Below are 12,516 nucleotides of genomic sequence, written 5' to 3' on the forward strand. Positions count from 1 at the left end.
GCAACAACCGGAGTCCGGCAAGGTCTGGCTCTTCCATCGGAGGGATTTATCCATGAGCGAAAAGCGACGTGGCCTAGGCCGCGGTCTTGGCGCACTCATTCCAAGTTCCGCCGGTAGTGCATCGGGCAACGGCGGCGCTGTGTCGCGGCCTGTGGATCTCTTCTTCCCTGAAGGCCGTAAGAAAGTCGCGTCCCCTGACGACGCTTCAGGGAATGGTGGGGCAGCTTCAGATGCTTCATCTTCCGAGTCGGTTGCTTCCGAGTCGGTTGCGCCGGCTCAGGCCAACGACGCTTCGGTAACGAAGGAAGCAGCCGCGCCGAGAACGGCCTCCCCTGCGAATCCGCCGGCCAAGGCAGCAGACAAGCTGCCGGCCGCAAAAGCTCCCGCCAAGGCTCCTGCGAAAGCTCCTGTAAAGGGCGGTGCAGCTACATCGACGGTGGACGGTTCGCCCACGCCAGGTGAAGACGCGACTAGCGAGTCTGTGTCCGAGGCGCCTGAATCCCAGAGCAGCATGCCGGATAACGGTGTTGACCTCGTGGAAGTCCCGGGCGTGCGTTTTGCCGAGATTCCGGTCACCGACATCCATCCGAACCGTAAGCAGCCCCGCTCAGTCTTCGATGACGATGACATGGCGGAGCTCATCCACTCCGTCCGCGAAATCGGCGTCCTCCAGCCAATTGTGGTTCGTACTTCAACCGAAGAAGGTGGAGAACCGTATGAGCTGGTGATGGGTGAGCGTCGCTGGAGGGCAGTACAGGCGGCCGGGATGGCGACCATCCCTGCCATCGTCCGGGACACTACTGATGATGACCTCCTCAGGGATGCACTGCTGGAGAACCTGCATCGCAGCCAGTTGAACCCGCTCGAAGAGGCAGCGGCCTACCAGCAGCTGCTTGAAGACTTCGGAACCACTCACGAGCAACTTGCGGACCGCATTGGCCGTTCACGTCCGCAGGTTTCGAACACGCTGCGTCTCCTCAAACTTCCGCCCCTGGTTCAGCGTCGTGTGGCGGCCAGCGTTATTTCCGCTGGCCACGCGCGCGCGCTGCTCGCCCTGCCGGATGCGGCAGCCATGGAACGCCTCGCCCAGAAGATCGTGGCTGAAGGCATGTCTGTTCGGGCAACCGAAGAGGCCGTCACTCTCTATCAGGATCCTGCGAAGCCTGCCAAGAACAACATCCCTCGTCCGGGAGCCCGCCATGAGCGCCTGGACTATCTGGCATCCTCGTTGTCAGACCGTTTAGACACCAACGTCAAGATTTCCCTGGGTGTCCGCAAGGGGCGTGTCAGCATTGAATTCGCCAGTGTTGAAGACCTGAACCGCATCATGGAAGTTCTTGCGCCAGGATCTGAGAACTAGCGTTCTCTGTTCAAAGAAAGGGCCTGTTTCACGTGAAACAGGCCCTTCTTTCGTCTGTATCGACGCCATCTTTGCACTCCGGAGCTAATACTGGCGTGGACATCGTTGTTGTGACGCGCCCCGGGATCGAGCCCGCGGTTCGCGTGGCGTACCATTCTGGGCCCGGTGGAATAGTTCCGTTGTGGACGCGAGTTTGGCACTGTCTGCTGCCTTGGACTCCCTTAAAGACTGGACTCCTCTAACGACTGGCGTCTCTGCTTGTGTCCCCGCGGCAGCGGTGGACTTCTGTGGCTTCGGGTTTGCTGACGCACTGGAGGTGGGCACTGAGAGCGATGGGGATGGCGGTGCCGCGAACTCTCGAGACGGCGATCAGGCAGGAGTGGAGGATTCGACGGATCGCTGGACACCTCGATGCGACTCGTGATGTTGCGCACCCAATGGGTTCCATTGCTCCGAAGTAGTGAAGATTGCGTCGATTCGCATAATTTCCAATCAGTCGGTGCTGTGCTCATCCTGCCAAGCGGCGGGAACACCGTGTTCGATGCTCTTGCCCCGGTCTGTGCCAGGGAGCTGGTGCGCAGCGCACGTACGCGTGCAGGTGCTGGTCTCAGCCTGCGGCTGGCTCGTTGACTACGGGGATGCGCCAGGGTGGACGTCTCCCCCGGAGCTGTCGCCAGATAGTATTCTGACCTTCAATCTGGTTCGGCAACATCCGGGTTCGGCAACGTCTGGTTCAGATGGGAAGTCGCCTCGCGGTTGCTGTTTCACGTGAAACATCAACAGGGTAGGTGCCGGATGTAGGCGACTGTGCCATCGAGAACAAACATGAAGTTGGTATGGTCTAAAGCTCTCGGCGCGTGATGTCGCCAGCGCGCCACCTGATCTGCGGCTGCGGCTGCGGTGAAGTGAATTCGGTTTGCAGCATCCGGGGGGCTTCGTCCGCAGCCAAAGCCGGGCAGAACCACTCCAACAGAAGCAGGTCATCAAGCTTCGTGAGGATAGCCGGGATTGCTGAGCAAACGCGGCCTGCGCCCAGTCGTTCTCCAAATGGTTTCACGTGAAACATCGTGACGAGTCCAGCGCACTGTGCCCGGCATCTCTCCATGGCCCCGACACCCGACGCCCTCACGGCGTCGGCAAGCGGGCTGCGACGCAGATTGTAAACATGCAGCCCAGGCGCCCTCCCATCTCGATCGCCGTGGGAACAGAGACAATTCACAGACCTTGGGAGTTGACGGCATAGAGCCTACGATGTCCTCTTCACGCCTTGAGGATGATGCCGCCCCCAATCCCCCGCCGGCAGTGACGGCCCGCGACTGGCGACAACATGCTGACCCAGCGCATGCCCGCCTATGTCTCGGGGACCTTGGCAAACCGTCCGGAGGGTTCGTATCCAGTGGAGAGCCATGGCATGAGTCAAGCTTATCCGTCCGCCGTGGCCCAACCCTGACGCCTGAGTTCCATCCGCCGGGCCGTTAGCCTGAACGGATAGCTTCCTGGCACATCCGAGGACCCTTGAGCTGGCAGCCAGTGTCGATGCCCGAGACCGAGGCACCTCAGAATGATCGGGCTAGGGTCGGGCTGCTGGCCGCACGCCGGCGCATAGGTAGCATCGGCTGAGGCAGGCAGGCAGGCAGGCAGGCAGGCAGGCAGGCAGGTACGACCTCGCCCCCGGGGCCTTTCGTCAAACAGTCTTCTGTGGAGATGGGAAGTCGACGGAATCGAATCTGCAGGGTGCCTCGATACACACGAGTCTCAGGAGGGCGCCTTGATACATACGAGTCTCAGGAGGGCGCCTTGATACATACGAGTCTCAGGAGGGCGCCTTGATACATACGAGTCTCAGGAGGGCGCCTCGATCCCCTGGCTTGGCCAATAGGGTCGCCAACTGCCGCATCCGGAACCACCATTGGGCAGGGACTGCGACACTCCAAGACGTCACAGCATGTCGCTGAGTAGCTCGCCATAGTGCGTCCCTGGACCAGCTCCGTGACTTGGCTTCGCCCCTCTAGGACGTGACCGCGGGATGCACAGAATAGGCCCAGTCTTGGAGTGTCCGGGAGGACAAGGAATTGGTCGAAGCCGAGTCCTCTTGCTGTGCAGCAGATCGAGACAGACCGGACTGTTCGGAAAGGTTCGGAGCCGATCGGGAAGCGACCACACGTGCAACCACGTCTGATCATGGCCCGGCGGAAGGTGAATCAGCTTGCCAGGCGGACGGCAGCCTGGTTTACGGGAAAGAGAATGCCCGAAAGATTATGATTCCTCGGCCCACTCTTCATCATCGTGTGCGGCAAACTTGCCACAACAACAGATGGAACCAAGACAGCCTTGGGCCCATAGGTGTGAACTGCCCGGTGGATATCGCGGTGGATATCGCTGTGGATAACTTTGTGGATAGATTGCTTGGTGGCAGGCATCACGAAGAGATTTGGCCCACACCAGCGGATCCTGCAACGCGCGGTCCGCACGAGCATTGCTTAGCGTCTGCAGTCCCGTTTCACGTGAAACATTACCAAGGCCGATCCTGACTCTCTTTTGGGACGGAAAGCGACTTCAATAGTTGGATTTCCGGCGATATTTCCAGTCCTACGTGAGCATGCGCTTCGTCCGTGGTAGTTGTCCTGGGAGCAACGCCGGCTTGAGGGTATCGGCTGATCTAAAGAACGGCACTAGGGGTACTGCATCCACGATTTGCAGGCCGGTGGATAAGCCTGTGGATATCGGTGTGGATAACATTTGGGGATAACTTCGAAGTCGGTGGACATCAACGCGATGGAACCCTCCAGTCGAACCGAACAGTCACACTTCGGATGGATACGATTCCGTCATCCGCTGACATTTGTCACCTGCTCTAGGTCTTTGGGGTGGAGTTGGTCGGGCACCTAGGGCGCCGCCGTTCGAACAGGAAAGTCGGCATTGGCCAGCTGATTCATGACCTGGCCTAGCAGGCGTTCGCGGCCGGTGCCTGGTGCCTTGCTCAGACGAGCATCCTATCGGCACATGCGGAGGCGTGTCGCTCCGGTCGGGATCTGCAGTGCGGACTGACATGTTGACGACCGAGCAGGCGGCTCTGGTACCGTCCTTGGCTGATGATCGAGCAAGGGTGCTCTGGTACCGTCCTTCGCCGACTGGACGGCAGCCGTAGCGATCTTGCCAACAGAGATGTGCGTGGCGGCGAAGCCACGGGTCCTAGTTGGGCCACGGGCAGATACACGGAGATCACCTTCCTCCAGTCCAGGGTCAGGCTGTCGATCCCCCACTGGCGCAGTAGACAGCAGGGCTTGGGCGAGGGCTCAACCGTCACGCAAGCGTGCATAGGGCCCTGTGGCAAGATTGGGGCTTGGCAGTGCAGAGAATACCTGCGGTGAGGAGAATATGCCTCGTGTGCCTGGGCTGTGTACGGGTGGTCCGGGTGTGTACGTATTGTCGGTCGTGGCGCAACGAGCTTGACGTGGGGTTGCGGCCATCTCGCAGTTGGCCTCAGGGGATAGCATCCAGTACATGCGAAGCCGGCGTCCTTAGCATCCCATTCCGGGAAGGCTTGGACGGAGTTTTCGGTCAGTTCGTTTCACGTGAAACAGTACGCTCGAGCTCTTGCCATCCACGAAGCCGTCGCCGGGGACGGACTGTTTCACGTGAAACAATCCGGCCCGGAATAAGATCCGTGTCCTCGTGCCGTCTTTGCCGGCCCGGCCCATGGCGCCCAGGAGGTCTCCTGGTATGGCCCGTCTCCTGGTATGGCCCCGCTGAGACGAGCACGGCGTTGTCAAGGGATGAGGCCGCAACAGGTGTGTGTCGAGACCGTCGTTGGGTGCGGTCGGGGCCAATATCGGGCCTGGACAATCTCCGCATGTGCTTCGTCTTCGGGCCATCGGCATCAATGGACACCTCGCACAATACGACGATGATCCCGAATGGACCCACCAGCGGCGAGCACAGGCCGAATGCGCGACGCGGGGCCTCTCCGTGCGGTTCCCGAATCACCATCCGAGGCTGGAGGTATCGGCGGACGGGCTTTGTGAGTCTCCAGGCCCACGGTCCCGAATTCGTCCGCAGGCAACTTGTCGGTGCTGGCGGGTCCCAGCGCTGTGTGAGTGTGCTCCCGGGGGCCGCTGAAATCTTGAGTTGCCCGCTGCCGTGTCGTCGACATGCGGTGGACAAGACTGAACTGTGGCAACTGGTCAGGCTGCCACTGAACTGGATACCGTCGTGGCAGATTACCGACATGCTGCGGTTTGGCGATGAGGCTTGGGCGCATTTCTGACCTAGCAGTCATTTACGAGGGGCCAGAGCGATTTGCTGTCGGGGATCTATTCCAATTGCTCGGATCCTAGCGTTATATCAGTCACCTGGCGTCGCCGGCGTTCCTTGGATTCCTCCGACCAGCGCCGTCTCTCCCGACGCACGCCGTCTCCCCCGACCACCGGCGTTGACTCTGACCAACCCTTGGAACCCCGATCTTCTAAGGCGTCACCCGATCTTCTAGGCGTCAACTGGGAGAATCGGAGTTTGATTCAGACCATGGACGCCCAGCGAGACTGGAACGCTGGCCTGGTCAGGGTGCTTACGGTAGTCCGATGCTCCGGTTCCATGTTGTCCCCCGCGAGGTGAAAAGGGGCGTGAAGGCCACTAAGCCACCTAATCCAATTGGCATTCGCTGCTCAGAGTTCGATCCAATGTCTGAGTGCGCCGCGGCTATTCTCCTCAGGGAATGGACGGGACGCATTACGTGCTTCATCGCGTGAACCCGATCCATGAGGCCTGGCTCGAGTTGCCGTCGGGCAGGCCAGTACGAGCTGGAGGGAGCAGACTCATGCAGGCTTGGGCAGTGTTTCACGTGAAACAAAGCGCGGGGTACGCATCAGTGCGCAGAGTATGATCGTCGCGAAAGTGGGATCCTGGGTTGATTGCTTACCGTCGTGAGTCGAACTGAATTCAAGTATGTCGAACTGAATCGCTGCGGCATTGTCGTGCGGCAAGGGCACTCGGATGTAAGGATCAGCATGCACCGACGCCGAAGAAGTTTTTGCCCGTCCGGCGAGCGTGGCCACGCCGTACGCGGCTTGGCTTGACGAATCGTCGATGTTTCACGTGAGTCCATGTCTCTCGAGCGCCAATGTTTCACGTGAAACAGAGCACTCGGGTTCGCGTAGGCGGGCATTAGAAGTCCCGTAGCGAGCTGGAATCTGGAAACACCTTGTCTACTGTCGGCGAACCTATGCCTTCTTGCCGCGGCCCGGCGGCCGAAGCCAACGAAGACCGTACATCCTGCGAAGTGTCTCGCATTGTCGTACGCTTTCCCTCACGGGCGCGAGGCCAGACGTACGAGGCTCTGCATCTCGATCGCCAATGTTTCACGTGAAACAAGAATCCGAATCCGGAAAGGCGAACTCCAGGATGGCGGCGGGGACGTCTGACTGGAATTTGCAGCCCACTAGCCCTCATAGGTAAGACCCTCAATCCCTGCACTGGGTCTCCAGAAGCGACTCTGAGCAATCACTGAAGTTAAGAAACAAATGAAGGTTGATGCAATGTGCTTGTGCGTCGACGGGCTCGGTCTTAAAGACGCGTGGCCACCGCTTCATGGAAGCAGTGGCCACAGGCCGGTGTCACTGGTCATATGGGACAGAAGTCCCCTACCTGATTAGGACAGGACGTCCGCAAATTCCTTTTCGAAGAACTGCTTCGGCCTTGCGCCGATAACAGTGCTCTTCACCTGGCCGTCCTGGAAGAGGTAAACGGCGGGGATGGACGTGATTCCGTACTCGGCGGCGATGGCGGGGTTGTCGTCGACGTTGAGCTTGACGACATTAACTTTCTCGCTGTATTCCACCGAGATCTCGTCGAGGATGGGTCCCAGCTTGCGGCAGGGGCCGCACCATTCAGCCCAGAAGTCCACAATTACCGGCTTGTCGGCGGACAGTACGTCCGCAGCAAAACTTGCATCTGTTACGTCTTTAGCGTTGCTCATAACCTTGTCTCTCTCTTCGAACGGCGGGTACGCGAGATTACGCGTGAAGGTCTGCGAGGTAGTGTTCCACGTCGATCGCGGCAACACATCCGGAACCGGAGGCCGTGATTGCCTGACGGTAGGTGGGATCAACGACATCGCCGGCGGCGAAGACGCCAGGGATGCTGGTCTTGGAACTCCGGCCCTCGACGGCGATGGTACCGGCCGCCGTCATCTCCAGGGAGTCCTTGACCAGGTCGGTGCGGGGGTCGTTTCCGATGGCGACGAAGACGCCGGTGACGGCGAGGTCGGACACGGTGCCGTCCTGCAGGTTCTTGATCTTGAGCCCGGTGACTTTGTCCGCTCCGATGACGTCGTCAACGGAACTGTTCCAGATGAACGAAATCTTGTCGTGGGCCAGGGCACGGTCCGCCATGATCTTGGAAGCTTTGAGTGTGTCGCGGCGGTGCACAACGGTGACGGACTTGGCGAACTTGGTCAGGAAGAGGGCTTCTTCCATGGCCGAGTCTCCTCCGCCGATGACCGCAATGTCCTGGTCCTTGAAAAAGAAACCATCGCAGGTTGCACACCAGCTGACGCCGTGGCCGGAGAGGCGCTTTTCGTTCGGGAGGCCCAGCTCACGGTAAGCGGATCCGGTGGACAGGATGATCGCCCGCGCACGGAAGGTCTCGCCGGTACCGATGGTGACAGTCTTAATGTCGCCGTCGAGGTCCAGTGCTGTGACGTCCTCGAACTGGATTTCCGTTCCGAACCGGGCTGCCTGCTTCTCGAAGTTCTCCATGAGGTCCGGCCCCATGATCCCTTCGGGGAAGCCAGGGTAGTTTTCGACGTCGGTGGTGTTCATCAGTTCGCCGCCGGCGGTAACTGATCCGGCCAGAAGCAAGGGCTTCAGGTTGGCGCGCGCCGTGTAGACAGCGGCCGTGTACCCGGCCGGGCCCGAGCCGACGATGATGACATCACGTACTTCGGACGCGGTGTTTTCTGCGTTGCTCACTGAACGGTGAACCTCTTCCTTAGTCGATGCGCCGGCTTTTGCGGCCGGCCACATGGCACAACTGAATCTAGGTGGTGAATATTCCGGGCGCCGCGCGAACGGAGGAACCATCAGCGGCCATAACCCCGTCACGTGGACGGGACGCCCTACCAGATTACCGTCTGAAAACAGCTGAGCCGCGTCTGTTACTGCGGAGCAATGCTCCGGGCAGAACAGCCGCGGCTCAACGGGAACGACGCAGGTGTGGTCCTACTGGATCTTGATCTCCGCCAGGCGGATGCCAAAGCCATAGCGGGTCTTCGGGGCAGCCAGCTTGGGAAGCGTCTTGATGGACACGATCACGTACTGTGCCTCCACCGGCTCGGCCAGTGGCATGGTCAGATCTGTTGACGTGAAGCTGTTGGTCCCCACCAGTTTGGCTCCGTCCAGTGACGGCCGGTCATTGGTGAAGACACTGAGATTGCCGCCCGAGGCTCCGAGCTGAGTCAGGGTGATGGATGAAACCTTCGCCGGATTCTTCAGCTTGACGAACAAGGGCACGCCATCGGTTGCGAGGCCGCCCCAGCCCTCGGTGGCAAATTCCATGTCTGACCAGTAGCTGGCTGCGTTGCCGTCAAAAGCCTTCACAAGATCCACGTCGTAGGTGCCTGCGAAGTCAAAATCCCCCTGGCGGGTGATGCTGTCGATGGCAGGCGGTGCCGCCGGCGCTGCGGAGCTCGGGTTGGGTGAAGGCGACCCGGTGTTTGGCTGGGTGGAGCCCGTCGACGTGGAGGATGGGGCCGCCTGAGGACCCGTTTTGAATAGACTGCCCAGGTTGGTGACCGCAAAGACCAGCCCGGCAATCAGCACCACGGCAAGCAGCCCGCCCACCAGCCAGCGCATCGAGCGGGGCTCACGCTCGGGCTCGTCGTCATCGTAATAGTCATCCGTCCCGCCGGAAGGCGGTACTGCGGCCGCCGGAGACACTTTCCGGGCAAGCGACGGGAAGGCGCCCGCGGCGCCCGCGGCGCGATCGGAGCGTTCCGGCGCTCGGGAGATCACGGGTTCGTCGTAGGCTGCGTCCTGGGAGCCGTTGGAATAGTCGTCCTCAGACCACAGGGAGACCTTGGGCGAATCGGATCCCGCACCTGCCTTGGGCTCGGCCGGTCCGGAAACTGGCCGGTTCTCCGCAGCCTGCACCGGTTGCGGCGCAGTGACGTGCTGATGTGCGGCAGTGGCGCCAGCAGCGGCGGCCCCTGCTCCAACGGCTCCGGCCTTGGCAGGCCCCGACGCCGGACGGACCGCCGGGCGGAGCGGCGGACGGGCCGGAACAACCGGGGGTACAAGCGGTGGAGCAACCGGTGCGGCCGACCGGCGTGGGTCAACCTGGCTGTGGTGGTTGTCCGAATAGTTGATATATCCGGCGTCGACGTTCTCTTCGTCGTCGTACGGTTCCGGTTCGTGTGAACGCACCTGGCCGAAAATTTCGCTGCCCAGGGTATCCGTGAAGAACGGCTCGACGTAAGGCGCGTCGGAGGCAACCACGAGGTCCAACAGGTCTGCCGCGGACGTGTGGTTGGTGATGAGGTACGTGGTGGCCTCAGTGACCCCAAGGTCCAGGACCTGGACGTTGCCCGGGCGCTCACCGGTAGCCACCTCGCGGGCGCTCTGGGCCACCTGTTCGGTGTTGTCCGGGCCGGCGACCAGAATGCTGACCGGTCGGTTGAGAACCTGGTCCACCCCGTCCAGCACCAGATCCTGGTCGTGTGAGGTCAATACCGTGGCTGTGACCTTGTAGCGGCCGCCGAGTACTGATCCAACGTCGATCGGGTGGGACACGTGTTCCTCCTAGACTGTCCGGGAATGCCGGCGTAGATGATGCCACCGCCGGTCAGAAACCGGCCAAAAGCCAGCCGGCGAGCCGGTCTGCGCTTGCCTGCAACTACCCCTGTTCACTGTCGATCCTAGCCGATCGGCTATGGCCGCCGTGGCCGACAGGCAACCAAAAACCGCGAGAAGATCACTTTTTTCGAGGCCGGCGGGGCCTGAAATGGGGGTTCTGTCCGGCCTGGCCCTGGAACGTGCGCCGGCCGGGAAGGGGAATCTCGTCGCGCAGCAGCCCGCCCCGCGCTGTGCCGGGCACGTCCTCTGCGGGAAGGTATCCCGCGGCGGTTTCAGTGCCTCCGTTAGCCACTGCTTCAGTTTCCCCTTGTGCGCCGTCAGCTGGCGCCGTAGGCGCTGCCTGTTGTTCCGGTACGGGTCCTGCGCGGAAGGAGGCGGCGTCGAATTCGCCGGAAATCCGGGGAATCAGGCCGGTGTCCACCGCGACCGTGGCGCGTTCCGGCGTCGGACGTTCCGTTCCGGAAACGTCGGCACCCGCAGCCGACGACGGCGTTCCCCCGCCGCCGGACGGTCCCGTGCCGCGTCCCAGCCGTCCCAACAGGGGGCGCATGAGGTCCCGGAGTTCGGCGACGTGGAAGACCTTCAGCAGGAAGACATAGGCAACCAGCATGATGGGTCCGACGACGATAACGGTCACCAGGGCGGCGAGCCGGTCCTTCCAGGCGAAGCCGCCGGCGCTGTAGCTGCCCATCAGCCACAGGGCCCCGGCGCCCGCGATCGCAGAACCGAGCGCCGCATAACCCATCCGGATATACGAGTTGGCGATCCGCGGCCCGTCGAGGTGGCCCAGGAGCCGGCGCAGGAAGAAGGCGCTGATCACCACGGAGAGGATGTTGCCGATCATGTAGAGGATGGCGATCGCGTAGATGACCTGGCCCACGGGCAGGAACTGGATGGCGAAGGCGCCGGCCACATAAACAACTGCCAGGAGGAGCTGGATGTAGAAGGGCGTCCGCGCGTCCTCGTTGGCATAAAACACCCGGGACATCATGAAGTTGGCACTCATGAACGGGGTGCTCAGGGCAAGGATGGTCAACGTCTGCGCCAGCATCACGCCGTCCTGCTTTTCCCCGCCGGAGAAGAACATGCCCAGCGGCCCTGCCAGCGCGAACAGGGCAAGGGCGCCAAAAACAGTGGCCACGGCCATGGTGCGGAGGCCATGGGACAGCGCGTCACGCAGCTCGGCCTTGTTGCCGTCCTGCGAGGCACGGGTCATCCGGTTGAAAAGGACCGTCGCCAGGGACAACGCAATGATCGAGTGCGGCAGCAGATAAAGCTGGCTGGCCACTTCCAGCACGGCGTTTCCGGGCAGGAAGTCGGCGGCGGGGTCCCCCGCCTGTTCGAGGCGGAGGCGTTCGGCGCCGGGGATGGTGGCGATCCGCATGACGTAGAGGAAGGCAAGCTGCCCGACGGCGGCGGTCAGCAGCGTCCATACGCTCAGTTTTGCTGCCTGCCCCAGTCCCACGCCGCGCCAGCCGAACCGGGGACGGAGGCCCAGTTTCAGCCGGAAGACCGGAATGAGCAGGATGGCCGTCTGGGCCACCACGCCGATTGTGGAGAAGCCCGCCACAAAGAGCGTCTGCGAGGGACCCCAGTTGTCCAGGGTGTGCGAATTGATCTCGTTGGCGCCGTAAATCCAGATGAACATCCCCAGGCCGCCGATGGCCACGAGGTTGTTCAGGATGGGCGCCCACATGGCCGGGCCGAAGGCGCCGTTGGCGTTGAGTACCTGCGTGAGGAGGGCGTAGAGGCCGTAGAAGAAGATCTGCGGCAGGCACCAGAAGGCGAACGCGATGGCCAGCGATTTTTGCTGGGGCGAATATCCCTGCGTGGTCAGGTCGATGATCAGGGGCGCCGCCAGCGTGACCAGGGCGGTGAGGCCCAGCAGCAGGAGTACAGCGAGCGTCAGCAGCCGGCTGATGTAGTCCGCTCCCCTGTCCGGCGCCTTGCTGGCCTTGATGATCTGCGGGACAAGCACGGCGTTGAACACGCCGCCTGCCACCAGCAGGAAGATCAGGTTGGGCAGGTTGTTGGCGTTGATGAACGTGTCGTTGACAGTGGAGCTCAGCCCCAGGGCAGCTCCCAGCATCCACGTTTTGCCGAAGCCCAGGAACCGGGATACCAGGGTGCCTGCAGCCATAATGGCGCTGGACCGGGTTTCACTCGAGGTTTCGCTCGGGGCGGCGCGGCCTGGTTTATCGGAGGGGGGATTGGTAGCTGACATCGAGTTCATCGTCTCACCCGGATGCTGTTTGTATCGCAACGGACAGGCTGTATGCCGGAGCAGGCATACATGCGGCTCCGGCG

At 61.7% G+C, this 12,516-nt stretch carries 6 protein-coding genes; 1 reads left to right on the forward strand and 5 read right to left on the reverse strand.

Annotated elements, in window-relative coordinates:
• Positions 1-52: 52 nt before the first annotated feature.
• The gene (locus AU252_RS10365; protein ID WP_058930640.1) at positions 53-1,360 is read left to right on the forward strand and encodes a ParB/RepB/Spo0J family partition protein; all 1,308 of its coding nucleotides are present in this window, start codon (positions 53-55) and stop codon (positions 1,358-1,360) included.
• Positions 1,361-6,174: 4,814 nt separating this feature from the next.
• On the opposite strand, the gene AU252_RS23855 is transcribed toward AU252_RS10365, so the two are convergent.
• From AU252_RS23855 to murJ, 5 genes are all read right to left on the reverse strand, one after another.
• Complete coding sequence (locus AU252_RS23855) at positions 6,175-6,414, reverse strand: hypothetical protein (protein WP_157768970.1); 240 nt, start codon at positions 6,412-6,414, stop codon at positions 6,175-6,177.
• 593 nt (positions 6,415-7,007) lie between these two features.
• Positions 7,008-7,334, reverse strand: a complete 327-nt coding sequence (trxA, locus tag AU252_RS10375; RefSeq protein ID WP_058930642.1) for a thioredoxin — start codon at positions 7,332-7,334, stop codon at positions 7,008-7,010.
• Positions 7,335-7,371: 37 nt separating this feature from the next.
• Positions 7,372-8,328, reverse strand: a complete 957-nt coding sequence (trxB, locus tag AU252_RS10380) for a thioredoxin-disulfide reductase (RefSeq protein ID WP_058930643.1) — start codon at positions 8,326-8,328, stop codon at positions 7,372-7,374.
• A gap of 249 nt (positions 8,329-8,577) precedes the next feature.
• Positions 8,578-10,146: a hypothetical protein gene (locus AU252_RS10385; RefSeq protein ID WP_058930644.1), complete on the reverse strand. Its 1,569-nt coding sequence runs from the start codon at positions 10,144-10,146 to the stop codon at positions 8,578-8,580.
• Positions 10,147-10,327: 181 nt separating this feature from the next.
• On the reverse strand, positions 10,328-12,433 hold the full coding sequence (gene murJ, locus AU252_RS10390; protein ID WP_058930645.1) for a murein biosynthesis integral membrane protein MurJ: 2,106 nt from the start codon (positions 12,431-12,433) through the stop codon (positions 10,328-10,330).
• Positions 12,434-12,516: the final 83 nt, after the last annotated feature.

The sequence above is a fragment of the Pseudarthrobacter sulfonivorans genome (genome assembly GCF_001484605.1).
GTDB lineage: Bacteria > Actinomycetota > Actinomycetes > Actinomycetales > Micrococcaceae > Arthrobacter > Arthrobacter sulfonivorans_A.

Excerpts from the sequence above, each read along its gene's own strand:
- murJ (WP_058930645.1), bottom strand. The coding sequence starts at position 12,433 with ATGTCAGCTACCAATCCCCCCTCCGATAAACCAGGCCGCGCCGCCCCG.
- trxA (WP_058930642.1), bottom strand. The coding sequence starts at position 7,334 with ATGAGCAACGCTAAAGACGTAACAGATGCAAGTTTTGCTGCGGACGTA.
- AU252_RS10365 (WP_058930640.1), top strand. The coding sequence starts at position 53 with ATGAGCGAAAAGCGACGTGGCCTAGGCCGCGGTCTTGGCGCACTCATT.